The 24516-nt window shown below is 62.2% G+C and carries 23 protein-coding genes; 14 read left to right on the top strand and 9 right to left on the bottom strand.

The genetic code is table 11. The features are described from left to right. Positions 1 to 56 precede the first annotated feature (56 nt). Positions 57 to 293 carry a 50S ribosomal protein L28 gene (gene rpmB / locus ABVN19_RS23550; RefSeq protein ID WP_010225868.1) on the top strand — a complete coding sequence of 79 codons (237 nt, stop codon included), beginning with the start codon at positions 57 to 59 and terminating at the stop codon, positions 291 to 293. Between the two features lie 11 nt (positions 294 to 304). Next, on the top strand, positions 305 to 460 hold the full coding sequence (rpmG, locus tag ABVN19_RS23555) for a 50S ribosomal protein L33 (protein ID WP_010225867.1): 156 nt from the start codon (positions 305 to 307) through the stop codon (positions 458 to 460). Positions 461 to 582: 122 nt separating this feature from the next. Here rpmG and ABVN19_RS23560 read toward each other — a convergent pair whose 3' ends face one another. After that, positions 583 to 942, bottom strand: a complete 360-nt coding sequence (locus ABVN19_RS23560) for a cupin domain-containing protein (RefSeq protein WP_028942448.1) — start codon at positions 940 to 942, stop codon at positions 583 to 585. A 197-nt stretch (positions 943 to 1139) separates the two neighbouring features. Between ABVN19_RS23560 and ABVN19_RS23565 the strand changes: the two genes are divergently transcribed. Together ABVN19_RS23565 and ABVN19_RS23570 are read left to right on the top strand one after the other, a co-directional pair. Further along, entirely contained in the window at positions 1140 to 2633 is a 1494-nt protein-coding gene (locus tag ABVN19_RS23565) for an aldehyde dehydrogenase (protein ID WP_028942447.1), read from the top strand. 94 nt (positions 2634 to 2727) lie between these two features. Continuing rightward, on the top strand, positions 2728 to 3867 hold the full coding sequence (locus ABVN19_RS23570; RefSeq protein ID WP_028942446.1) for an MFS transporter: 1140 nt from the start codon (positions 2728 to 2730) through the stop codon (positions 3865 to 3867). On the opposite strand, the gene ABVN19_RS23575 is transcribed toward ABVN19_RS23570, so the two are convergent. Continuing rightward, positions 3864 to 5420, bottom strand: a complete 1557-nt coding sequence (locus ABVN19_RS23575; protein ID WP_028942445.1) for a phospholipase D family protein — start codon at positions 5418 to 5420, stop codon at positions 3864 to 3866. The two genes, ABVN19_RS23570 and ABVN19_RS23575, sit on opposite strands and share 4 nt — an antisense overlap. 59 nt (positions 5421 to 5479) lie before the next feature. Next, complete coding sequence (locus ABVN19_RS23580) at positions 5480 to 6910, bottom strand: PLP-dependent aminotransferase family protein (RefSeq protein WP_028942444.1); 1431 nt, start codon at positions 6908 to 6910, stop codon at positions 5480 to 5482. Positions 6911 to 7088: 178 nt separating this feature from the next. On the opposite strand from ABVN19_RS23580, the gene ABVN19_RS23585 reads away from it, so the two are divergent. Then, positions 7089 to 7319 (top strand): DUF1127 domain-containing protein, encoded by a 231-nt coding sequence (locus ABVN19_RS23585; protein ID WP_028942443.1) that lies wholly within the window; start codon positions 7089 to 7091, stop codon positions 7317 to 7319. Here ABVN19_RS23585 and ABVN19_RS23590 read toward each other — a convergent pair. After that, positions 7316 to 8620, bottom strand: a complete 1305-nt coding sequence (locus ABVN19_RS23590; protein ID WP_028942442.1) for an FAD-binding oxidoreductase — start codon at positions 8618 to 8620, stop codon at positions 7316 to 7318. The genes ABVN19_RS23585 and ABVN19_RS23590 overlap by 4 nt on opposite strands. A gap of 114 nt (positions 8621 to 8734) precedes the next feature. Here ABVN19_RS23590 and ABVN19_RS23595 point away from each other — a divergent pair, with 114 nt between their 5' ends. Beyond that, positions 8735 to 9088, top strand: coding sequence for a YkgJ family cysteine cluster protein (locus tag ABVN19_RS23595; RefSeq protein WP_028942441.1), 354 nt, complete (start codon positions 8735 to 8737; stop codon positions 9086 to 9088). Positions 9089 to 9091: 3 nt separating this feature from the next. On the opposite strand, the gene dadR is transcribed toward ABVN19_RS23595, so the two are convergent. Beyond that, positions 9092 to 9580: a transcriptional regulator DadR gene (gene dadR, locus ABVN19_RS23600; RefSeq protein WP_008366790.1), complete on the bottom strand. Its 489-nt coding sequence runs from the start codon at positions 9578 to 9580 to the stop codon at positions 9092 to 9094. Positions 9581 to 9736: 156 nt separating this feature from the next. Between dadR and dadA the strand changes: the two genes are divergently transcribed. The 6 genes from dadA to ABVN19_RS23630 all read left to right on the top strand — a co-directional run bounded on the left by dadA (position 9737) and on the right by ABVN19_RS23630 (position 15834). Beyond that, the gene (gene dadA / locus ABVN19_RS23605; protein ID WP_028942440.1) at positions 9737 to 11038 is read left to right on the top strand and encodes a D-amino acid dehydrogenase; all 1302 of its coding nucleotides are present in this window, start codon (positions 9737 to 9739) and stop codon (positions 11036 to 11038) included. Next, on the top strand, positions 11010 to 11363 hold the full coding sequence (locus ABVN19_RS23610) for a RidA family protein (RefSeq protein ID WP_028942439.1): 354 nt from the start codon (positions 11010 to 11012) through the stop codon (positions 11361 to 11363). The genes dadA and ABVN19_RS23610 overlap by 29 nt, the downstream gene beginning before the upstream one ends. Positions 11364 to 11459: 96 nt before the next feature. Further along, positions 11460 to 12533, top strand: coding sequence for an alanine racemase (alr, locus tag ABVN19_RS23615; RefSeq protein WP_105641040.1), 1074 nt, complete (start codon positions 11460 to 11462; stop codon positions 12531 to 12533). A 108-nt stretch (positions 12534 to 12641) separates the two neighbouring features. Next, complete coding sequence (locus tag ABVN19_RS23620) at positions 12642 to 13190, top strand: cupin domain-containing protein (RefSeq protein WP_028942437.1); 549 nt, start codon at positions 12642 to 12644, stop codon at positions 13188 to 13190. Positions 13191 to 13329: 139 nt separating this feature from the next. Beyond that, positions 13330 to 13752 carry a c-type cytochrome gene (locus ABVN19_RS23625; RefSeq protein WP_028942436.1) on the top strand — a complete coding sequence of 141 codons (423 nt, stop codon included), beginning with the start codon at positions 13330 to 13332 and terminating at the stop codon, positions 13750 to 13752. A gap of 174 nt (positions 13753 to 13926) precedes the next feature. Beyond that, positions 13927 to 15834 (top strand): acetyl-CoA hydrolase/transferase C-terminal domain-containing protein, encoded by a 1908-nt coding sequence (locus tag ABVN19_RS23630; protein ID WP_105641039.1) that lies wholly within the window; start codon positions 13927 to 13929, stop codon positions 15832 to 15834. 65 nt (positions 15835 to 15899) lie between these two features. Here ABVN19_RS23630 and xpt read toward each other — a convergent pair whose 3' ends face one another. Together xpt and rep are read right to left on the bottom strand one after the other, a co-directional pair. After that, positions 15900 to 16472, bottom strand: coding sequence for a xanthine phosphoribosyltransferase (gene xpt, locus ABVN19_RS23635; protein ID WP_028942434.1), 573 nt, complete (start codon positions 16470 to 16472; stop codon positions 15900 to 15902). 63 nt (positions 16473 to 16535) lie between these two features. Further along, complete coding sequence (gene rep, locus ABVN19_RS23640) at positions 16536 to 18545, bottom strand: DNA helicase Rep (protein WP_028942433.1); 2010 nt, start codon at positions 18543 to 18545, stop codon at positions 16536 to 16538. A gap of 265 nt (positions 18546 to 18810) precedes the next feature. Between rep and ABVN19_RS23645 the strand changes: the two genes are divergently transcribed. Beyond that, positions 18811 to 20475: a bifunctional diguanylate cyclase/phosphodiesterase gene (locus tag ABVN19_RS23645; protein ID WP_028942432.1), complete on the top strand. Its 1665-nt coding sequence runs from the start codon at positions 18811 to 18813 to the stop codon at positions 20473 to 20475. Positions 20476 to 20546: 71 nt separating this feature from the next. Here the strand turns inward: ABVN19_RS23645 and ABVN19_RS23650 are convergent, their stop codons facing one another. After that, the gene (locus ABVN19_RS23650) at positions 20547 to 21938 is read right to left on the bottom strand and encodes a NorM family multidrug efflux MATE transporter (protein WP_028942431.1); all 1392 of its coding nucleotides are present in this window, start codon (positions 21936 to 21938) and stop codon (positions 20547 to 20549) included. Positions 21939 to 22093: 155 nt separating this feature from the next. Here ABVN19_RS23650 and ABVN19_RS23655 point away from each other — a divergent pair, with 155 nt between their 5' ends. Further along, a complete protein-coding gene (locus tag ABVN19_RS23655) occupies positions 22094 to 23011 on the top strand; it encodes a LysR substrate-binding domain-containing protein (protein WP_028942430.1) in 918 nt (305 codons plus the stop codon). A 42-nt stretch (positions 23012 to 23053) separates the two neighbouring features. Here ABVN19_RS23655 and ABVN19_RS23660 read toward each other — a convergent pair whose 3' ends face one another. Then, positions 23054 to 24451, bottom strand: a complete 1398-nt coding sequence (locus ABVN19_RS23660; protein ID WP_028942429.1) for a VOC family protein — start codon at positions 24449 to 24451, stop codon at positions 23054 to 23056. Positions 24452 to 24516: the final 65 nt, after the last annotated feature.

The following is a 24516-nucleotide window of genomic DNA, read 5'->3' on the forward strand; positions in this document are numbered from 1 at the left end:
GAGATTAAGCGGCCAACCCATGCCGGGTTGGGCATGTGGTTTTAGAGGGCTGAGGCATGTCGAGAGTCTGTCAAGTTACCGGTAAGGGTCCGGTAACCGGGAATAACATTTCCCACGCAAACAACAAAACCCGTCGTCGTTTCCTGCCGAACCTGCAGCATCATCGCTTCTGGGTCGAGTCCGAGAAGCGTTTCGTGCGTCTGCGCGTATCTGCCAAAGGCATGCGCATCATCGACAAGCGCGGCATTGATGCCGTTCTGGTCGACATTCGCCGTAACGGCGCCAAGGTCTAAGGGAGAGAATCATGCGTGAATTGATCCGTCTGGTGTCGACCGCTAATACCGGCCACTTCTACACCACCGACAAGAACAAGCGCACCACTCCGGACAAAATCGAAATCAAAAAATTCGATCCGGTTGTTCGCAAGCACGTGATCTACAAGGAAGCCAAGATCAAGTAATTGATCCGGCTGACGAAAAAAGGGCCCGTATCTCTGGATACGGGCCCTTTTTTTTGGCACCTCGGTAGGCGCGGGCTTCTCTCGCGAAACAATCTATCGTGGGGCAAGCCCGCTCCTGCTCATTATTTCTGTTCGAACATCACATAGATCTTGCGGCACGGCTCCAGCACTTCCCAGGTGCCTGTGAAGCCCGCCGGAATCACGAACCGATCGCCGGCACGCAAGGTCTTCGCCCCACCATTTTCATCGCGCAGCACCGAAACGCCCTGCACGATCTCGCAGTATTCGTGTTCGGTGTAATTGACGGTCCACTGGCCAATCTCGCCTTCCCAAACCCCCGCCGCAAACTGACCGCATGGGCTGGAATAGTGGTTGTAGACGGCCTGCTCAGGGTCGCCCTTGAGCACTTTTTCAGCGGCTGGACGATAGCGCTCGGCCTCGGTGAGGACCTGAGCGAAGTCGATGATCTGGTCAATGCGCATGGCTAGCTCTCTTGTTTGTTTAATAAAATGAACATCAGTAGGTGTCTGGGCTGATTATGTCAAATATATTGATAATTGGGTCGCCAGTGGTTTAGGGTGGCAGGTGCCTGTGCGCGTAGCTCGCCCAGCCAGAATTTTTGACAGTGCCCTGATCCCTCGTGCGGCACTGCACCTTAATACAAGAGGAGGAGTTTCGTATGACCACCCTGACTCGTGCGGATTGGGAACAGCGTGCCCAGCAACTGAAGATCGAGGGCCGTGCCTTCATCAACGGTGAATATACCGCCGCCGTTTCCGGCGCGACCTTCGAATGCCTCAGCCCGGTCGATGGCCGCCTGCTGGCACAGGTTGCCAGCTGTGACGACGCCGACGCCCAGCGTGCCGTCGAAAACGCCCGCGCTACCTTCGCCTCTGGTGTCTGGTCGCGCCTGGCCCCGGCCAAGCGCAAGGCCACCATGATCCGCTTTGCCGCCCTGCTCAACGCAAACGTCGAGGAGCTGGCACTGCTGGAAACCCTGGACATGGGCAAGCCGATCAATGACTCGCTGAACATCGACGTTCCGGGTGCGGCACAGGCGCTGAGCTGGAACGGCGAAGCCATCGACAAGATCTACGACGAAGTCGCGGCCACCCCGCACGATCAACTCGGTCTGGTTACCCGTGAGCCGGTGGGCGTGGTTGCCGCTATCGTGCCGTGGAACTTCCCGCTGCTGATGGCGTGCTGGAAACTCGGCCCGGCCCTGGCCACCGGTAACTCGGTGGTGCTAAAGCCGTCGGAAAAGTCGCCGCTGACGGCCATCCGTATTGCCCAGTTGGCTATCGAAGCCGGTATCCCGGCAGGCGTGCTCAACGTGCTGCCAGGCTACGGCCACACCGTCGGCAAGGCCCTGGCCCTGCATATGGATGTGGACACCCTGGTATTCACCGGTTCCACCAAGATCGCCAAGCAGTTGATGATCTACGCCGGTGAGTCGAACATGAAGCGCGTCTGGCTGGAAGCCGGCGGCAAGAGCCCGAACATCGTCTTCGCCGACGCACCGGACCTGAATGCTGCTGCTGAAGCTGCCGCCAGTGCCATTGCCTTCAACCAGGGCGAAGTGTGCACCGCCGGTTCGCGCCTGCTGGTGGAGCGTTCGATCAAGGACAAGTTCCTGCCCCTGGTACTCGAAGCCCTCAAGGCCTGGAAACCTGGCAACCCGCTGGACCCGGCAACCACCGTGGGGGCGCTGGTCGATACCCAGCAGATGAACACCGTGCTGTCGTACATCGATGCGGGTCATAGTGACGGCGCCAAGCTGCTGGTGGGTGGCAAGCGTATTCTCGAAGAGACTGGCGGTACCTACGTCGAGCCGACCATCTTCGACGGCGTGACCAACGCCATGAAGATTGCCCAGGAAGAAATCTTCGGCCCGGTACTGTCGGTGATTACCTTCGACACCGTCGAAGAAGCGATCAATATCGCCAACGACACCCCGTACGGCCTGGCCGCCGGTGTGTGGACGGCCGATATCTCCAAGGCTCACCTGACCGCCAAGGCCCTGCGTGCTGGTAGCGTCTGGGTCAACCAGTACGACGGCGGCGACATGACCGCACCGTTCGGTGGCTTCAAGCAGTCGGGCAACGGCCGTGACAAGTCGCTGCACGCGCTGGACAAGTACACCGAGCTGAAGGCGACCTGGATCAAGCTGTAACCACAGCCGTTCGATCCCGTACACAGCCGGACCTTGCTCGATGCAGGTCCGGCTGTGTTGTTTCTGCTCTATCACCACAGCCTGGGAGGCTGCAATGCGTTGGGGTACTTATTTCGCCGTGCTCTCGGCGGTGCTCAGTGTCGGCCTTGCACTGGGAGTCAGCATGCCGCTGGTGTCCCTGCGCCTGGAGGGCTGGGGTTATGGCAGCTTTGCCATTGGTGTGATGGCGGCGATGCCGGCTATCGGAGTGCTGGTCGGCGCCAAAGTATCCAGCCGTCTTGCTGCCCGGTTCGGTACGCCCGGGCTGATGCGCCTGTGCTTGTGGGCCGGGGCATTGTCGATCGGTTTGCTGGCACTGTTGCCCAGTTACCCGATATGGCTGGTACTGCGCCTGCTGATCGGCGTGATCCTGACGATTGTTTTCATTCTGGGCGAAAGTTGGATCAACCAGTTGGTGGTCGAGCAATGGCGCGGCCGGCTGGTGGCGCTGTACGGCAGCACCTATGCCTTGAGCCAGTTGGCCGGCCCGCTGCTGCTTGGGGTGGTGGGGTCGGAGGATGACCTCGGTTTCTGGGTGGGAGCTGGTCTGTTACTGGTGGCACCACTGGTGCTGCTGGGGCGCAGTGGGGCGCCGGTTTCGGAGTCCTGCAGTGTCACCTTCAACGACCTGATCGGCTTTTGCCGGCGCTTGCCGGTGATTGCCTGGGCCATTGCCCTGTTTGCCGCGTTCGAGGCGATGATCCTGACCCTGCTGCCGGTCTATTGCCTGCAACAAGGCTTCAGCACCGAACTGGCCTTGTTCATGGTCAGCACGGTGGTGGTGGGCGACGCGCTGCTGCAACTGCCCATCGGCGCCTTGGCCGATCGTATGTCGCGGCGCACCCTGTTCAGCGGCTGCGCGCTGACCCTGCTGCTCTCGAGCCTGGCCATTCCGCTGTTCATGCAGACCTGGATGATCTGGCCGCTATGGGTCTTGTTCGGCGCCAGTGCTGGCGGCCTGTTCACCTTGTCGCTGGTGCTGATCGGCGAGCGCTACCGCGACGATGCGCTGGTGCGCGCCAACGCCCATGTGGCGCAATTGTGGGGGATTGGTTGCCTGATAGGGCCGCTGGCGGCGGGGGCGGGCAGTCAGTGGGTCAGTGGGCATGCCTTGCCGTTGCTGATGGCGGCTGGCGCTGCCGGCCTGGTGCTGCTGGCGCGACGACCGAATGCCTTCGAACCGGCGTCGGCCTAGAGCATTCGTTCCAGGCCCACGGCCTTGCTGACCCAGGCGTTGAAGCGTCGCCACAGCCCGCCGGGCTCGGTGGTGAGTGTATGCAGGTGGTGGTTGTCTTCAGTGACCCAGACAATCTTGTCGTTCACCAGTTGCGGTTGGTAGCTCAACGCCGGGGACATACCCTGGACCGCGAGCTCGCGGGCGTACTCGGCCAGTTCCTGGCTGTCGACCAGAATGCCTACTTCGGTGTTCCACAGCACTGAGCGCGGGTCAAAGTTGAACGAGCCGATGAAGGTCTTGCGCCGGTCGAAGATGATTGCCTTGCTGTGCAAGCTGGAGTCGGAGCTGCCATACAGCCGCAATCCCCGATTGGCGCTGGGGTCGCCGGGCTGGCGGCGCAGTTCATACAGATGTACGCCATGCTCCAGCAATGCCCGGCGGTAGGGGGCATAGCCGCCATGAACCGCCGGTACGTCAGTGGCTTCCAGGGAGTTGGTCAGTAACTTGACCGACACGCCGGCATCGGCGCGGCTGGTGAGGTACAGCAGGCCGGGCTCGCCGGGGACGAAGTAGGCCGAGATCATGATCAGTTCGTGCTGCACGCCGTTCATCTCCGGGGCCAACTGCTGCGTCATCAGCAGCTGCGGGTCGGGTTCGTCGCTGGCCAGTACCTTGCTCGGTGCGTCCCAGAGCGCCTGGTTGTGAGCCCAGATCAACTCGTTGCGCCACACGTCCAGGCGCGGTTGAGTCTGGTAGGCCATCAAGCGGTCGTACAGGGGCTTGCGCTTGATCCTGGCGTCGGCGAGGTAGGCCTCCAGGCGCTGGCGGCTGGCCCGCAGGTCGCTGGCGTCGGGCTGGGTCAGGAGAAAGTCGCCGATTGGCTTGCTCAATGCGCTGTTCCAGTACTGGTCAAAGCTGTGCCCCAGCTGCTCGGCCACCGGGCCGACGCCGAGCAGGTCGATGTCGGTGAAGTTCAGGTTGGGTTCGGCATCGAAGTACTCATCGCCCAGGTTGCGCCCGCCGACAATCGCCATGCTGTTGTCCACCAGCCACAGTTTGTTGTGCATGCGCCGGTGCTGCAGATTGAGATTGAACAAGCGGCCCACGGCCCGGGTCGGGCCAGTGCTGCGCCCAAGGCGCAAGGGATTGAATACGCGGATGTGGATGTTGGGGTGGGCGGCGAGGGTGGCCATCTGAACATCGAGGCCATCGCTGGTGGTGTCGTCAAGCAGGATGCGCACGCGCACACCACGGTCGGCGGCCAGTAGCAGTTCATGTACCAGCGCGCGGGTGCTCAGGCCGTCATGGACGATGTAGTACTGCAGGTCGATGCTCGATTGGGCGTTGCGGATGAGCTCGGCGCGGGCACGAAAAGCCTCGTTGCTGTTGGGTAGCAGGCGAAAGCCGGAACGCCCCTCATAGGCTGAAGCCTGGCGCTGCACCGAGCGACCGAAGGCCGAGTCGCCAGCGGGCAGCGCCTGCGTCACTTCGTGCGGCTGACTGACCGTGGCGCAACCACCCAGGCCGAGCATCAGCGACAGCATCACGGGTAGCGCACGCGGGTTTCTCAAGGCGATGAGTCCTTAACGACGAAGGCTTATGGGGTTGGACCGCGAGCGGCGGCGGAAAGTTACCCGCCGCTGTCGTCTTCAGCCAGTAGACGAATGGCGGTCTCGCCAACCTTGCGTACGGCTGCTTCGATCTCCTGGGTCGGGCGTGCGGCGAAGTTCATCCTCAGGCAGTTGCGGTACTTGCCCGAGGCGGAAAAAATACTGCCTACGGCGATCTGTACACCTTGCCCGAGCAGCGCCCGGTTCAGGCGCAGCGTGTCGAAGCTTTCCGGCAACTCCACCCACAGCATGAAACCACCTTGCGGACGGCTGGCACGGGTGCCGGGCGGAAAGTAGCGGGTAACCCAGTCGCTCATCTGATCGCGGCCGCGTTGATACTGGCTGCGCATGCGCCGCAGGTGCGGTTGGTAGTGGCCCCCTTCGATGAAGTCGGCAATCGCCAGCTGCGGTTGCGTGGCCGTGCAGCCGGTGCTGATGTACTTCATGTGCAGCACCCGCTCAAGGTAGCGTCCCGGGGCGACCCAGCCGATGCGCAGGCCAGGTGCCAGGGTCTTGGAGAACGAGCTGCACAACAGTACACGGCCGTCTTCGTCGAACGACTTGATGGTGCGCGGGCGAGGGTAGGTATAGGCCAGGTCGCCATACACATCATCTTCCAGGATCGCCACATCGAAGCGCTGGGCCAGGGTCAGCAAGGCCTTCTTGCGAGCCTCGGGCATGATGTAGCCCATCGGGTTGTTGCAACTGGGGGTGATCTGGATGAGCTTGATCGGCCATTGCTCCAAGGCCAGCTCCAGGGCTTCGAGGCTGATGCCGGTGATCGGGTCGGTGGGAATCTCCAGGGCCTTCATGCCCAGGCCCTTGAGGGTCTGCATGGCGCCGTGAAAGCTGGGGGAGTCCACCGCGACGATGTCGCCAGGCTGGCACACCGCACGGATGCTGGCCGACAGGGCTTCGTGGCAACCGGTGGTCACCACCAGGTCCTCAGGGCTGACGGTACACCCGGAGTCGAGCATCAGCCGGGCGATCTGCTCGCGCAGCGCCTGGGTGCCGGTGATCGTGTCGTAGTACAGCCCGGGCATGTCCTGGCGCCGGCTGAGCTGGGCCAGGCTGCGTAGCAAGGGCTTGAGCGTCGGGCTGTCGATATCCGGCATGCCGCGTCCCAGTTGCACGACGTCCTTGTTCGGCACGCTGCGGACCAGTTCGATGACCTGCTCCCACTGGGAGATTTCCACCGGGCGCTGTGCCGGGCGACTGACATCGGGCAGGGCCGGCAGGCTGCGGTCAGTGGGCACGAAATAGCCGGATTTCGGTCGTGGTGCGGCCAGGCCGTTGTCTTCCAGCAGGCGATAGGCTTGTTGCACCGTACTCAGGCTGACCCCGTGCTCCACGCTCAGGGCGCGTACCGAGGGCAGGCGGTCGCCGGGGCGGTACAAGCCTTGTTCGATGCGGGTGCTGAGCAGCTCGGCAAGATTGATGTAGAGGGTCATTGCATACTCCCGCGCCACGTTTCGACTGGTGACCGATACAGTTGCTGAAAAAATACAGCATTCAGTAGGAAATTTGCCAATTCTGTATGGAAATAATAGCGCTGTATTGAATCTGTAATGCTTTCGTCCATGCGCGCATGCTTTTCCTGCGGTTATCCCACCCCGGAGGAATCAAGCAATGAGCGGTATGAGCGATGTGCGCCTGAGTTTGCACGCCGAAGAACTGGGTCAGGAACAGTCGGTGCAGTTGGTGAATGCGCCGGCCGGGCTCGGACGTTGGGGGTTGATGGCGCACCGTTGGAACAGCCGCCGTGCGCTGCTGCAACTGACGCCCGAGCAGTTGCGTGATATCGGGCTGAGTGCGACGCAGGCCCGCGCAGAAGGGCTGAAGCCCTTCTGGCGGGGCTAGACCAGCTCTTTGAGGCGGTGCCAGAGCATGCCCAGGGCCAGCAGCGGCGAGCGCAGGTGCTTGCCGCCTGGAAACGTGATGTGTGGTACCTGGGCGAACAGATCGAAGCGTCCGCTTTGCTGGCCGCTGATGGCCTCGCCGAGCAGTTTGCCGGCCAGGTGAGTCGCGTTGAGCCCATGGCCGGAATAGGCCTGGGCGAAATACACATTCGGCTGGTCGGGCAGGCGGCCAATCTGCGGCAGGCGATTGGCACCGATACCGATCATGCCGCCCCACTGGTAGTCGATGCGTACATCGGCCAGTTGCGGGAACACCTTGAGCATTTTCGGGCGCATGTAGGCGGCAATGTCTTGCGGGTCGCGGCCGGAGTAATGGCAGGCGCCGCCGAACAGCAGGCGCCGGTCAGCCGACAGGCGGTAATAGTCCAGGGCCACTCGCTGGTCGCACACGGCCATGTTCTGCGGCAACAGTGTCCGTGCCTTGGCGTCGCTCAGTGGCTCGGTGGCGATGATATAGCTGCCCGCCGGCAGCACCTTGCCGCCGAGTGTGGGGTTCAGGTCGTTGAGGTAGGCATTGCAGCCCAGCACCAGGGTATTGGCGCGTACTGAGCCGCTGGCGGTGTGTACGCGCACCTGCGGGCCGTAGTCGATGCGCGTCACCGCCGATTGCTCGAACAACGTGACGCCCAGCTGGCTGGCGACGGCCGCTTCACCCAGGGCCAGGTTCAGTGGATGCAGGTGGCCAGAGCCCATGTCGATCAGGCCGCCCACATACTGGTCGGAGCCGACTACCGTGTGCATCTGCTCAGGCTGAACCAGGCGCAGCTCATGGCGATAGCCCAGGCTGCGCAGTTCCTCGGCATCCTCGGCGAAGCCTTCCAGGTCGCGTGGCTTGTTGGCCAGGTCGCAGTAGCCCCAGGTCAGGTCGCAGGCAATGTTGTGGCGCTCGATGCGCTCGCGAACGATGTCCACGGCTTCCAGCCCCATCAACTTGAGTTGACGAACGCCCTCGTTCCCCAGGATCGAGGCGAACTGATCCAGGCCATGGCCAACACCACGAATCAGCTGGCCGCCATTGCGTCCGCTGGCGCCCCAACCCATCTTGCGCGCTTCCAGAACGATCACGCTCAGGCCGCGTTCAGCCAGTTCGATGGCCGTGTTCAACCCGGAAAAGCCACCGCCCACCACGCAGACATCGCAAGTCAACTCGCCCTGCAACGGCGGATATTCCGGCTGCGGCAGGCTGCTGGCTGCATAGTACGAAGCGGTGTGGGAAGTGGGCTGTTGAACAGGGGCGCTCATGCATGAGTCCTGATTGATATGTTTAGAAAAATTGACGCAGGATAAGCTGCGCTTTCGGCACCGGGCAACCATGGGGCAAAATAGCGTCTTTCCCCTTCTTCGCCGCAGGCCGCCATGAGTTGCAATAGCCACAAGATCCGTTTCCTGCGCGACCAGATCCCGTCCTTCGAGTGTATCCCGGGCTGTCACGACTGCTGCGGGCCGGTGACCACGTCGTCCGAGGAAATGGCCCGCCTGCCGCGCAAGAGCGCTGCCGAGCAGGAGGCCGCCCTCAACGAACTGAACTGCGTACACCTGGGGCCCGAAGGCTGCACGGTGTATGAAGAGCGGCCGCTGATCTGCCGGCTGTTCGGTACTAGCCCGCGCCTGCCATGCCCCAATGGTCGTGGGCCAGCGCAAATGATTGATCCCCAGGCCGAGAAACTGGTGCACCAGTACATCGCCAGCACCCGCCAGGTGCTGGTCTGAGGCTCAGTCTGGAATGGGCAGGTTGAGGCTCTCTTTCACCTCTTCCATGACGATGTAGCTCTTGGATTCGCGCACGTGCGGCAGCTTGAGCAGGATGTCGCCCAGCAGCTTGCGGTAGGAGGCCATCTCCGAGATCCGCGCCTTGACCAGATAGTCGAAGTCGCCCGAGACCAGGTGGCACTCCAGCACATGGGGGAGCTTGAGGACGGCGCGGCGAAACTCCTCGAATGTATCGCCCGACTTGTAGTCCAGGCTGATCTCGACGAACACCAGCAGGCTGCCCTTCAGGTGCTGCGGGTTGAGCCGGGCGTTGTAGCCCATGATGATCCCTTCGCGCTCCAGGCGCCGCACCCGCTCGGTGCAGGGCGTGGTCGAGAGGCCGACTTTCTCACCCAGTTCAGTGAATGAAATACGCCCATCCGCCTGCAGGATACGCAGGATATTGCGGTCGATCTTGTCCAGTTCACGCTTGCTTTGGTGCTGGGTTCTCATAGTGGATGCCCCTCCGTAAAAGCCAACCTTGCCGAGAATTCTCGCCAAATATAGGCTTTTATATAGTGAAAAGCACTGCCCATACCTTCCTATACTGCGCCCATCTACGCCATTAACAACAAATGTCAGCGGTACGCTGCGTCGAGGGTAATCAACATGCGAGTTCTGGTACTTGGTAGCGGTGTGATCGGAACCGCCAGTGCTTACTATTTGGCACGGCAGGGATACGAAGTGGTCGTGGTCGACCGTCAGCCAGCAGTTGCCATGGAAACCAGCTTTGCCAACGCCGGCCAGGTCTCGCCAGGCTATGCCTCGCCCTGGGCTGCGCCGGGCGTGCCTCTGAAGGCCATCAAGTGGCTGCTTGAGCGCCATGCGCCCCTGGCCATCAAGGCCACCGCCGATGTTGATCAATACCTGTGGATGGCGCAAATGCTGCGCAACTGCACTGCCAGCCGCTATGCCGTGAACAAGGAGCGCATGGTACGTCTGTCCGAGTACAGCCGTGACTGCCTCGACGAACTGCGCGCCGAAACCGGCATCGCCTACGAAGGTCGCACCCTGGGTACCACCCAGCTGTTTCGTACCCAGGCGCAACTGGACAATGCTGCCAAGGACATCGCTGTTCTGGAGCAATCCGGTGTGCCTTACGAGCTGCTCGACCGCGACGGCATCGCCCGCGTCGAACCTGCGCTGGCCAACGTTACCGACATTCTGGCCGGCGCGTTGCGTCTGCCTAACGACCAGACCGGCGACTGCCAGCTGTTCACCACGCGCCTGGCGGAAATGGCAATCAAACTGGGCGTCGAGTTCCGCTTCGGCCAGGACATTCAGCGCCTGGACTTCGCAGGTGATCGCATCAATGGTGTGTGGATCGATGGCAAGCTGGAGACCGCCGACCGCTACGTGTTGGCGCTGGGCAGCTACTCGCCGCAAATGCTCAAGCCACTGGGCATTCGCGCACCGGTCTACCCGCTCAAAGGTTACTCGCTGACCGTGCCGATCACCGACCCGGCCATGGCACCGACCTCGACCATTCTCGATGAAACCTACAAGGTCGCGATCACCCGTTTCGACAACCGCATTCGCGTTGGCGGCATGGCCGAGATTGCCGGTTTTGACCTGTCGCTGAACCCGCGTCGACGTGAAACCCTGGAGATGATCGTCAACGACCTTTATCCTCGCGGCGGCGACCTGAGCCAGGCCAGCTTCTGGACCGGCTTGCGTCCGACCACCCCGGACGGTACGCCGATCGTGGGCGCCACGCCGTTCCGCAACCTGTTCCTCAACACCGGCCACGGTACGCTGGGTTGGACCATGGCTTGCGGTTCCGGTCGCCTGCTGGCTGACCTGATGGCGCGCAAAAAGCCGCAAATCAGCGCCGAAGGCCTCGATATTTCGCGTTATGGAAAACACCAGGAGTCTGCTAAGCATGCCAGTCCAGCGCCAGCTCACCAATGAGCGTATGAGCCAGATCGTTACCCACAACGGCACCGTCTACCTGGCGGGCCAGGTGGGTGACGACATGAATGCCGGCATCGAACAGCAGACCCGTGAAACCCTGGCCAACATCGAGCGCCTGCTGGACCTGGCAGGCACCGACAAAAGCCGCCTGCTGTCGGTGACCATCTACCTCAAGGACATCGATGCCGATTTCCAGGGCATGAACGCGGTGTGGGACAAGTGGCTGCCCAAAGGCGTCGCACCGGCCCGTGCCACCGTCGAAGCCAAATTGTGCGAGCCGGAAATCCTCGTTGAGCTGTCGGTGGTCGCTGCATTGCCGTAACCCGCAATCCCTCACCCGGTGCCGCTGGCGGCCCACAAGCTGTAGTTGTGCACCGGGTTTTTTACTTCTAACCAGACTGCCCAGAAGGCTGCCGCCATGCGTCCCGCCCGTGCCCTGATCGACCTCCAAGCCCTGCGTCACAACTATCAACTGGCCCGCGAATTGTCCGGTGCCAAAGCCCTGGCCGTGATCAAGGCCGATGCCTATGGCCACGGTGCCGTGCGCTGCGCCCTGGCGCTGGAGCAACAGGCCGATGGTTTCGCCGTGGCCTGCATCGAGGAAGCGCTGGAACTGCGGGCTGCCGGGATCAAGGCGCCGGTGTTGCTGCTCGAAGGCTTTTTCGAAGCCAGCGAACTGGAGCTGATCACCCAGCACGACTTGTGGTGTGTGGTGCATTCGCTGTGGCAACTGGAGGCAATCGAGCAAGCCCGGATCAACAAACCGATCACCGTGTGGCTGAAAATGGACACCGGCATGCACCGGGTTGGACTGCATCCGAAGGACTACCAGGGCGCCTACCAGCGCCTGTTGGCCAGCGGCAAGGTGACCCGCATCGTGCTGATGAGCCACTTCGCTCGCGCCGACGAACTCGACAGCGCTGCCAGCGCCGACCAGGTGGCGGTGTTCCAGGCTGCTCGTCAGGGCCTGAGTGCCGAAGTCAGTCTGCGCAACTCGCCGGCCGTGCTCGGCTGGCCGAACATTCCCAGTGACTGGGTGCGCCCAGGCATCATGCTCTACGGCGCCACCCCGTTCGAAGTACCCCAGGCCGATGCGGCGCGCCTGCAGCCGGTGATGACCCTGCAATCGCGGGTGATCAGCGTGCGCGAGTTGCCGGCCGGTGAGCCGGTGGGCTACGGCGCCAGATTCATCAGCCCGCGCCCCACCCGGGTGGGTGTGGTTGCCATGGGTTATGCCGACGGTTACCCACGCCAGGCGCCGACGGGTACACCTGTACTGGTGGCCGGCAAGCGCAGCCAACTGATCGGCCGGGTGTCGATGGACATGCTCTGCATTGACCTGACCGATGTGCCGGACGCCGGTGTCGGCAGCCCAGTGGAGCTGTGGGGCAAGAATGTATTGGCCAGTGATTTGGCCATGCAGGCCGGAATGATCCCTTACCAGATCTTCTGCAACCTCAAGCGCGTGCCATTGGACTATATCGGCGATTGAGGCGCCAAAGCGGACAGGCTGCGGGTCGAAGTGTTGTAAATACTGAACGCTGTTGCCATGATAACGTTCAATTTCGACCCCACTCGTTCGTTTAGGAGGGCTCCAGCATTGGACGTCGGTGAACGACTGCAAGCCATTCGCAAGCTCAAGGGCCTGTCTCAGCGTGAACTCGCCAAACGGGCGGGCGTAACCAACAGCACCATCTCGATGATCGAGAAGAACAGTGTCAGCCCTTCGATCAGTTCGCTGCGCAAGGTGCTGGGCGGTATTCCGATGTCCATGGTCGAGTTCTTTTCCGAAGAGCTGCAACCGGAAAATCCCACGCAAATCGTGTACAAGGCCCACGAGCTGATCGATATCTCCGACGGCGCAGTGACCATGAAACTGGTCGGCAAGGCGCATCCGAGTCGGGCTATCGCCTTTCTCAACGAAGTCTACCCACCGGGTGCCGATACCGGCGAAGAGATGCTCACCCACGACGGTGAAGAGACCGGCATCCTGCTCGAAGGCCGCCTGGAACTGGTGGTGGGGCTTGAAACTTTTATCCTCGAAGCGGGCGACAGCTACTATTTTGAAAGTACCAAGCCGCACCGCTTTCGCAATCCGTACGACGAGCCGGCCCGTTTGATCAGCGCAGCGACACCGGCCAACTTCTAAGGTGCAGCACGCGGCGGATTGTCGCGGCTAAGACCCTTTGGACTCTAGGGTTGTTTCGGTGAGGCAGGGTTCCCGTTATACTTGCGCCGCCTGCGAAACCGTGGCCGCGGGCGTGACTAGCCACCATGAGGGTGTACGTGTGAATCTAATCAAGAAAATGCTGGCCGTACCAGCTGCCGTATTGGCCCTTTGGGCAGTCAGCGCACAAGCTGCGACCAACGACGACATCGCCAAACGACTGGAACCGGTTGGCCAGGTGTGTGTACAGGGTCAGGAATGCAAGGGGATGGAAGTCGCTGCCTCCGCAGGTGGCGGCGGTGCCAAAACCCCGGACGAAATCATCGCCAAGCACTGTAACGCCTGTCACGGCAGCGGCCTCTTGGGCGCGCCGAAGATCGGCGACACTGCCGCCTGGAAAGAACGTGCCGACCACCAGGGTGGTCTCGACGGTATCCTGGCCAAGGCAATCACCGGCCTTAACGCCATGCCGCCAAAAGGCACCTGCGCCGACTGCTCGGACGACGACCTGATGGGCGCCATCAAAAAGATGTCCGGCCTGTAAGCCTCGACGCTTGCCAAACAAAGCCCGCCTAGCGCGGGCTTTGTTGTCTTTGCCTGTAGGCGCGGGCTTGCCCCGTGATGAGCCCCGTCGCCTGCGCAGCGATTTAAGCACTGGCCTGTGAAGCAAACACGGGGCATGCTCGGTCGAACCTGCAAGGACGACCAGGAGGCGCACATGACGCTCGATTGCTCGATTGAGAAGGCCGTGGACGAAGTGCTGGCGCGATTGCCGGCGCATATCCACATGGGCTTGCCGCTGGGATTGGGCAAGCCCAATGCATTCGTCAACGCGCTGTATGCACGGGTCCGCCAGTTGCCCGAGCGTCAGCTGACGATCTACACCGCCCTGAGCCTGGGCCGCCCCGATCTGGGCGACGGCTTGCAGCGGCGTTTTCTCGAACCCTTCATCGAGCGCGTGTTCGGCGACTACGAAGAGCTCGCCTATCTGGACGACCTGCGCAAGGACCGGCTACCGGCCAACATCCGTGTCGAGCAATTCTTCATGCAGCCCGGCAGCTTGCTGCACAGTGCTACCGCCCAGCAGGACTACGTCAGCAGCAACTACAGTCACGCTGCCCGCGACATCAACGCCAAGGGCCTGAACCTGGTGGCCCAGCTGGTGGCGCAAGACGCCCAGCACCCGGATCACCTGAGCCTGAGCTGCAACCCGGATATCACGCTCGACCTGCTGCCCATGATCGTCCGCCGACGTGCCGCCGGTGAGACCATCCTGCTGTTGGGCCAGGTTCACGCCGAGTTGCCCTACATGCCAGGCGCCTGCGAGCTGCCCCGCCAGGACTTCGACCTGTTGGTCGACAGCGCCGAGTACAGGCGCCTGTTCTCGACCCCTAACATGCCGGTGACCACCCAGGACCACTTCATCGGCCTGCACGCCAGCGCCCTGGTACGCGATGGCGGCACCTTGCAGATCGGCATTGGTGCCATGGGCGACGCTCTGACCGCTGCGGTGCTGGCACGCCAGGCCGACAGCGAGGCGTACCAGGCATTGCTGGCGGACATCGACCTGCAACCCTGGCGCGCACTGATCGAGCGCGAAGGCGGTATCGCCCCTTTCGCCCAGGGGCTTTATGGTTGCAGTGAAATGTTCGTCAATGGCCTGCTCGCGCTGCTGGATGCAGGCATTATCCGGCGTCCGGTGTATACCGATGAAGTACGCCAGCAGGCGGCCAACGAGGGCCAGCTGGATGACTCGGGCGTACTGGTACATGGTGGCTTCTTTCTTGGCCCCAGGGCGTTTTACCAGCGCTTGCGCGAGATGTCGCCGATGGCGCGAAAACGTATTTCGATGAGCGCCATCAGCTACATCAACGAACTGTACGGCCAGGAGCCGCTCAAACGTTTGCAGCGCCGCGACGCGCGCTTTATCAACACCGTATTCACCATGACCCTGATGGGTGCCGGTGTAGCCGACCAGCTGGAAGACGGGCGGGTCCTGAGCGGCGTGGGTGGCCAGTACAACTTCGTTGCCCAGGGCCATGCCCTGGAGGGCGCGCGCTCGATCCTGCTGCTGCGCAGTTGGCGCGAAGCGGGCGGGGTGGTCAGCTCCAACCTGGTCTGGGATTACGGTCACTGCACCATTCCCCGGCATTTGCGCGACATCGTCGTCACGGAGTACGGCATTGCCGACCTGCGTGGGCAGACCGACGCGCAAGTGATTGCAAGGCTGCTGAGCATTTCGGATTCACGCTTTCAGCCTGAATTGATCGAACGAGCGCAAAAGGCCGGCAAGCTGGCCAAGGACTTCCGGCTTGATCCGCGCTTTGCCGAGAACACTCCGCAGCGCTTGCAGCAGATACGCGACCAGCATGCGCGGTTGTTTCCGGAGTATCCGCTGGGCAGTGACTTCAGCACTGAAGAACGCGATTTATTGCGTGCGCTGAACTGGCTCAAGAGCAAGTTCAAACTGAGCGAGGTGTTGGAGCTGGGCAAGGCGGCACTGGATGCTCCGGCGCCTGAAGCGTATCCGGCGCAGTTGGCGAGGATGGGTTTGGTGCAGCCACAGGGGCTGAAGGAGGAGGTGTATCAGCGTTTGCTGCTGGCGGGATTGAAGGCTACGGCTTGAAGGTTTTTCGCGGGGCAAGCCCGCTCCCATGAGGTAGGAGCGGGCTTGCCCCGCGATCAACGTGATCACTCGATGAACGTAACCACACCCTCTTTGAGCGACTTGACCCGAGCCAGCGACTCAACGCGGTAGCCCTGGCTGTCCAGTTCGGCGCGACCGCCCTGGAACGACTTCTCGATGACGATACCCAGGCCAGCAACGGTTGCACCGGCTTGCTTGATGATCGAGATCAGCGCCTGGGAGGCTTTGCCGTTGGCCAGGAAGTCGTCGATCACCAGCACGCGGTCGCTGCTGTTGAGGTGGCGTGGAGAGATTGCCACGGTGTTTTCAGTCTGCTTGGTGAAGGAGTACACCGAGGCGGTCAGCAGGTTCTCGGTCAGGGTCAGCGACTGGTGCTTGCGCGCGAAGATCACCGGTACACCCAGCTTCAGGCCAGTCATCACCGCCGGGGCAATGCCGGAGGCTTCGATGGTGACGATCTTGGTGACGCCGGAGTCGGCGAACAGACGGGCGAACTCGTCGCCGATCAGTTGCATCAGCGCAGGGTCGATCTGATGGTTGAGAAACGCATCGACTTTGAGAACCTGATCGGAAAGCACGATGCCTTCTTCGCGAATCTTCTGGTGCAGTGCTTCCACTGTGGTAATTCCTCGATGTAGCAAGAGTGGCCACGGCAATACGCCGCAGCAAAGGTTGATTATCTAACGTTTGAGCATGGCGCGGATATCGGCCAGTGCATTATTGCCGCGAGCGGCTTTCACTTCCGTCGGTGCATCATCCAGGCCTTCCCAGGCCAGGTCGTCATCGGGCAGCTCGTCGAGAAAACGGCTCGGCGCACAATCGATGATCTCGCCGTATTGCTTGCGCTTGGCTGCATAGGTAAACGCCAGGGTCTGGCGCGCGCGGGTAATGCCCACGTAGGCCAGGCGCCGTTCCTCTTCGATGGTGTCGGCTTCGATACTGGAACGGTGCGGCAGAATCTCTTCTTCCATGCCCATGATGAACACGTAGGGGAATTCCAGACCCTTGGAGGCGTGCAGGGTCATCATCTGCACACCCTCGGCACCGTCTTCCTCTTCCTGCTGGCGCTCGAGCATGTCGCGAAGCACCAGCTTGCCGATGGCTTCCTCGATGGTCATGCCACCGTCTTCGTCCTTCTCCAGGGTGTTTTTCAGCGCCTCGATCAGGAACCAGACGTTGCCCATGCGAAAGTCCGCGGCTTTGTCGCTGGAGCTGTTGGTACGAATCCAGTTCTCGTAGTCGATGTCCATGACCATGCTGCGCAGGGCGGCGATCGGGTCTTCCAGCGCAACCTGCTCGCGTACCCCGTCCATCCAGCGCTTGAAGCGTTGCAGGCGGTCGGTAAAGCGGCTGTCCAGGTGCTCGCCCAGGCCCAGCTCCTCGCTGGCGGCATACATCGAAATCTTGCGCTCGGTGGCGTAGTTGCCGAGCTTTTCCAGGGTGGTCGAGCCGATTTCACGGCGTGGTACGTTGATCACCCGCAGGTAGGCGTTGTCGTCATCCGGGTTCACCAGCAGGCGGAAGTAGGCCATCAGGTCTTTCACTTCCTGGCGGCCGAAGAAGCTGTTGCCACCCGAAAGACGATACGGCACCTGGTGGTGCTGCAGCTTCAGTTCGATCAGCTTGGCCTGGTAGTTGCCCCGGTAGAGGATGGCGAAATCGCTGTAGGGGCGGTCGGTGCGCAGGTGCAGGCTGAGGATCTCCATGGCCACGCGCTCGGCCTCGGCTTCCTCGTTCTTGCAGCGGATCACGCGGATTTCATCGCCGTGGCCCATCTCGCTCCACAGCTGTTTCTCGAAGGCGTGGGGGTTGTTCGAGATCAGCACGTTGGCGCAGCGCAGGATGCGGCTGGTGGAACGGTAGTTCTGTTCGAGCATGACCACCTTCAGGGAGGGGTAGTCGTCCTTGAGCAGCATCAGGTTTTCGGGCCGCGCACCGCGCCAGGCGTAGATCGACTGGTCGTCGTCACCCACCACGGTGAACTGGTTGCGCGTACCGATCAGCATTTTCACGAGTAGGTACTGGCTGGCGTTGGTGTCCTGGTACTCGTCCACCAGCAGGTAGCGCACCTTGTTCTGCCACTTTTCCAGGATGTCGGCGTGTTCTTCGAACAGCTTGACCGGCAGCAGGATCAGGTCGTCGAAGTCCACCGCGTTGAACGCCTTGAGCGTGCGCTGGTAGTGGGCATAGACGATGGCGGCGGTCTGCTCCTTGGGGTTACGGGCCTTTTCCAGCGCTTCGGGTGGCAGGATCAGGTCGTTTTTCCAGGCGCCGATCATGTTCTTGATCTCGTCGACGCCGTCGTCGCCCGAGTATTCCTTCTGCATGATGTCGGTCATCAGGGCTTTTACGTCGGTCTCGTCGAAGATCGAGAACCCCGGCTTGTAGCCCAGCCGTTCATGCTCCTTGCGGATGATGTTCAGGCCCAGGTTGTGGAAGGTCGACACGGTCAGGCCGCGGCCTTCGCCCTTGCGCAACAGGGTACCGACCCGCTCTTTCATCTCCCGCGCGGCCTTGTTGGTGAAGGTCATGGCCACGATGTACTGCGCACGAATACCGCAGTTCTGCACCAGATGCGCGATCTTGCGCGTAATCACGCTGGTTTTGCCGGAGCCAGCACCGGCGAGCACCAATAGTGGGCCGCCGACGTAGTTCACGGCTTCTTGTTGCCGGGGGTTGAGTCGGGACATGACAGAAACCGGGGTCGCTAGAAAAATAGCCGCGCATTTTAGCAGGGGTAGAAAGATTCTGCCGCGACCGTCTGACAGTGTGACGTACCACTCGATCTAAATTTGCCGCTTTTGTTACTTTCCCGCAGGATGCGTGGCGAAACCTGCGGGATGTCGGCAATGGAATGGCATGACTTCAAGTGAAAATCATTTTCACTAATGGTTTAGGATGAGCCTCCTCGCTGCCCATTGTCATTTGACTGTGCCTACGTCCTAAGGAGCCAGCTTGTCCACGCCTGTCGAACCCTTGCGTTTGCTCTTGCTGGCTGATGAGCCCGAATGGGCTGCGGCATTGCGTGATTGCCTGGTACCGCTGGCGGGCAGTGCGGTGGTATTGACCGCCCCGAACTGGGACGCTGTCGACAGCTTGTTTGCCAGTGACCGCCATGCGGTAGTGCTGGCCACCCCGACACTTCAACCGGCCCCCGGGCGTTGCATCTTGCCGATGGTGCTGTTGCTCGACCACGAGCCGCCGGTGGCACCGCCGGGTGTCAGCGACTGGCTGGCACTCGACCACCTGACCCCTGATACCCTGCGCCGCTGCCTGCGTCATGTGCGTGAGCGCGGTGTGCTGGAAGCGACCCTGCAACGCTTGGCCGAACAGGACCCGTTGACCGGTATCGCCAACCGCCAGGGGTTCCAGACCCTGCTGGCCGCACGCCTGGCCGACAACGAGGGGCGCGGCGTGGCGCTCGGCCACCTGGACCTGGACAACTTTCGCCATGCCAACGACGCGCTGGGCCACCAGGCCGGCGACCGGCTGATTCTCCAGGTGGTCGGGCGGCTCAAGAGCCAGCTCGAAGCGGGGGACCAGGTCGCCCGCCTGGGCAGCGATGAATTTGCCTTGTTGATCGACACGCGCCGCGAACCCCAGCGCGCCGAATGGATGGCTGAACGCATTACCGAGGCCCTGGCCGAACCCTACTGGGTCGACGGCGAGAGCCTGTTGATCGGCTGCAGCCTGGGCGTGGCCCATGCCCGTGCCCAAGGCGGTGCCGACCCCTTGATGTGGCATGCGCACATTGCCATGCAGCAGGCCAAGGGTACCCAGGGCTGCACCTTCCATATCTTCAACGAGCGAATCAACCGCAACGCCCGCAGCCTTGCCGATCTGGAAAGCGAGCTGCGCCGCGCCCTGCGCCGTGATGAGCTGGAGCTGCACTACCAGCCACGGCTGGACCTGGCCGACGGCCACATCGTCGGCCTGGAGGCGCTGGTGCGCTGGCGCCACGCCGAACGGGGGTTGTTGCCACCGAGTGAGTTCGTGCCGCTGGCCGAGCAGAGCGGGCTGATCGTGCCCTTGGGCTACTGGGTGATTTCCCGGGCCCTGCGCGACATGCAAGCGCTACGGGAACAAGGCCTGGCGCCGCTGCACATGGCAGTGAACCTGTCGTTTCGCCAATTTCAGGACAGCCAGCTGCTGGCAACCTTGAGCCGGTTGATCATCGAACACGGCGTTGATGCGCGCTGGCTGGAGTTCGAGTTGACCGAAACCGCGGTGATGCGCCGCAATGACCTGGTCAAGCAAACCATGGATGCCCTCGGGCGCCTGGGCGTGCGCTTCTCCCTCGACGACTTCGGCACCGGCTTTTCATCGTTCGTCCACCTCAACAGCCTGCCGATCACCTTGCTCAAGGTCGATCGCAGTTTTGTCGGTGGCATGGAACAGCGAGAAGAAAACCGCAAACTGGTCCACGCCATGATCAACCTGGCGCACAACCTCAACCTGGAAGTGGTCGCCGAAGGCGTGGAAACGCCGGAGCAGATGGCCTTGCTGCGCAGCTATGGCTGTGACCAGGTTCAGGGTTTCCTGATCAGCCGGCCGTTGCCGATCGACGAACTGATGGCGTTTTTGTTGAGCGGAGCAGGGCAGCAGTCGGTGGCGCTGTAGGCTCCGTCGCCGGCAACGCGGGTTCCCACAGTGGATCAATGTGGGACCCTGCGTTGCCGGCGATCAGTTGCTCAAGTCAGCGAAGCCGTCGCCTTGTTCACTTTTCCGGCATGGCCAAGCAACCGCTTCATTCGCCACTCGAACGCCAGCGTCAAACTGATCGCCGCACATGCCAGCCCCGATGCCAGTCCCCACCAGACCCCCACCGCGCCCATGCCCAGGGTAAACGCCAGCAGCCAGGCCGCAGGCGCGCCGATCACCCAGTAGCAGAACAGCCCGACCAGGAAGGTGGTCTTGGCATCCTTGAGGCCACGAATCGAGCCCATGGCGATGGTCTGCACGCCATCGAACAGTTCGAACCACGCAGCAACCATCAGCAGGCTCACGGCCAGTTGGATGATGTCGGCGAAGGCGGGGTCATCGTGATCGAGGAACAGCCCCACCAGCGGATCCGGCAACAGCCAGAACAGGATGGCGAACCCCAGCATCATCGCCGCCCCGAAGCCGATCCCCACGCGCCCGGCGTGACGGGCGCCGAGCAGATTGTTGGCGCCGTAGTAGAGCCCCACCCGCATGGTCACCGCGTAAGACAATCCCGCTGGAATCATGAATGCCGTCGAGACAATCTGCAGGGCGATCTGGTGGGCCGCCAGTTCAGTGCTGCCGAGCACGCCCATGCACAGCGCCGCGAAGGCGAACAACCCGACTTCGACGGTGTAGGTGCCGCCAATGGGCAAGCCCAGGCGCCAGAGTTCACGCAAGGCCGGCCACGACGGGCGGCTCAGGCCCTGGCGGATCGGGTAGGGGGTGTAGGCCGGGTGCCAGCGGATGTACAACGCCATGGCTATCGCCATGCAGTTGGCGACGACGGCGGTGACCAGGCCTATGCCTACCAGGCCCAGTTTTGGCAGGCCGAACATGCCCTCGATCAATGCATAGTTGAGCAGGAAGTTGGCCACGGTACCGATCAGGCTGATGACCATTACCGGCGTCGAGCGGCCGATGGCGCTGGTAAAGCCGCGCAGGGCCATGAAGCTCAGGTAGCCGGGCAGGGCCAGCGGCAGCAGGAGCAGGAACTGGGCGGCCGATGCGACGTTTTCCGGGCTCTGACCGAGCAGCAACAACACCGGCTCCAGGTTCCACAGCGCCAGCGCCGCCACCAGCGCCATCGCCCAGGCCAGCCACAGCCCGGCCTGGGTCAGGCGGGTGGCGCCGGCAATATCACCGGCCCCCTTGCGAATGGCCACCAGGGTCCCCACGGCCGCGATCACTCCCAGGCAGAAAATTGACACGAACGAATAGCTGGCTGCGCCCAGGCCACCACCGGCCAGCGCCTGGGGGCTGATGCGGGCCATCATCAAGGTGTCGGTCAGCACCATCAGCATGTGGGCCAACTGCGAGGCGATCAATGGACCGGCCAGGCGCAGCAGTGCCTTGAGTTCATGAGTGGGTGCAGCCTGCATTGGATCGTCCTTTCTGACGCGGTATGAGGGAAAGTCTCGGATTCTGGGCTTTTATGTGCGTCTCCACAAAAGGATAAAAACGATCATTGGCATGATTAAAACTCATGCTGGTATGATCCCGATGACCCTTTCCCGGTTTACCTGGACGCTTTCCCATGTCTCGTCGTTTACCGCCCCTGTACGCCTTGCGGGCTTTCGAAGCCGCTGCCCGGCACAGCTCGTTCACCCGTGCCGGGGATGAGTTATCGATTACCCAAAGTGCGGTCAGCCGGCATATCCGCACCCTTGAAGAGCACTTCGCCTGCCGTTTGTTTGTGCGCAATGGTCGTAGCCTGCAACTGAGCGAAGCTGCCCGGTTGCTGCTGCCGGGTGTTCGCGAAGGGTTCGCCGCGCTGGAGCGGGCTTGCAACACCCTGCGCAGCGAAGACGACATCCTGCGCATGAAAGCTCCCTCGACCCTGACCATGCGCTGGCTGCTGGCCCGGCTCAGTCGCTTTCGTCACCTGCAACCGGGTAATGAGGTGCAGCTCACCAGTGCCTGGATGGATGTCGACCATGTGGACTTCAACCACGAGCCCTTCGATTGCGCCGTGCTGCTGGGCGATGGTCACTTTCCACCGGATTGGGAAGTGGCCCGGCTGTTTTCCGAGTTGCTGATACCGGTGGGCGCGCCTGAACTGCTCGATGAAGGCCCGTGGGATGTCCGGCGCCTGGCCGGGGTCGAACTGTTGCACCCGACTCCGGACAAACGCGACTGGCGCGCCTGGCTGGCGCGCATGGGGCTGACCGACAAGGTCTCGCTCAAGGGCGGGCAGGTATTCGATACGTTGGAGCTGGGGATGATTGCTGCAGCACGGGGCTATGGGGTGTCGATGGGTGATCTGCTGATGGTGGCCGAGGACGTGGCCCAGGGCCGCTTGAGCCTGCCCTGGCCGACAGCGGTGGCCAGCGGCCTGGACTATTACCTGGTGTGGCCGAAAACTCGGCCGGGTGGGGAGCGTTTGCGGCGGTTGAGCGATTTCTTGCAGGGGGAGGCCGATGCCATGGACCTGCCGAAGGTGGAAATTCTCTGACGGTGGGGCGACTGACTGTGGAGCCGGTGCGTTGTGGATTGTTCAAAAACCAGCCAGCTCCAGAGCCTGGGCACACGCCTGCAATGATCGCTGCTCGCTCTGTGCATACAACGCCAGCTCATCCTGTACGGTCTTGCCCAGCGCCTGCTCAAAGGCATCTCGATTGGCATTGCTGCCGTATTCGCTCTGGGCATCGTCACCCAGGTTGGACTGGAAGATCCCCGCAGCGCTGACCGGCAAAAAGTCTTCATACACCAGCGCTTCGAAATGCACGTGCCCGGCGTCGATCAGGTCATCCAGCGAGGTGGGGCGTCCAGCATCGCCGCGCGCCGCCATGCCGCCCTCGGTCGCAAAGTAGCGGAAATACGCCAACCCTTGCTCACGCATCTGCGCCAGGTCGTCCGGGAAGGCCTGAAAGCTGTCCTTGAGCAGGCTCATGTAGCGTTCGGCATTGGTCTCGGCGGGTACGCCACCCAGTGCCTCGCGGGCGGCATCGAGCAGTTGGTCGTACAACTGGCGGCCTTTAGGGGTTAGCGCTGCACCGCGTTGTTCGATTTCGCCGAAACGCGCGGTATGGCTGCCGCCGGCGTCCCCTAGCTGGTCACTGAACGCAACGTGTTCCTGCAGGGCCTTGAAGCTGGTCTGGCGTAGCAGGATCGGGCAGCGACGTGGCGGCGGGCCTTCGATCACGGCCTTGGGTGGAATGCCCTTGGCCGGCATGCCCAGCTGGATGGCGTCGATGTCCAGGGTGCGCGGTGTCAGGTGGTTGATATGCGGGCCCTTGAAGGCCACGACGTCGGCAATCAGGCGGTGCTGGTCGTGCAGTTGCTGGTACTGCTCGGCTGTCACGGTGGCGTCGTGGTGCCAGCGGAAGGTGTGCAGTGCCTCATCGACAAACGTGCGGGCGTCATCGGCGTTCAGGCCGCCTTCATGCTCGAACTGCTGGATCAGCTCCAGCGCTCGCGGGGTGAAGATCTGCCGCTTGGCGAGGATCACGCGGGACAGTTCGCGCAAGGCCGGGTTGTCGATCAGTTCCAGGCGCAGCAGCGAGGTGAACACCCGGAACGGGCTGATGTGCAGCGACTGTTCGTGTATCGCGCGAAACGCCGTGGAATGCACGGGTACGCCGGCCGAGCTCAGGTCGTAGTAACCCACCGGCTGCATACCCATGACCGCGAACAGGCGGGCGATGGTGGCCAGCTCTTCGGCAGTGCCGACACGGATGGCGCCGTGGCGTTCCTGGTCCAGGCGCTCGATCTCGCCGGTCCAGCGCAAGGCCTGGGCAACCGCCGGTTGCTGGGTCATCACCTGTTGGTTGATCTCGCTCACCAGCTCCAGCAGCGCGCCGTAGAGCGGCACCTCTTGCTTGTACATGAGCGACATGGCGGCGGAGAACTGCGCGCGAATGCTGTCCGGGCTGACGAAATCTTGAGCGGGCATCGAAAGCTTCCTGGTGAGTGGGCACCCCTACATGAAAGCGAGGAATGCACTGCTCCCGCAAGCGA

Source organism: Pseudomonas vranovensis (assembly GCF_040438935.1).
GTDB classification, from domain to species: Bacteria; Pseudomonadota; Gammaproteobacteria; order Pseudomonadales; family Pseudomonadaceae; genus Aquipseudomonas; species Aquipseudomonas vranovensis.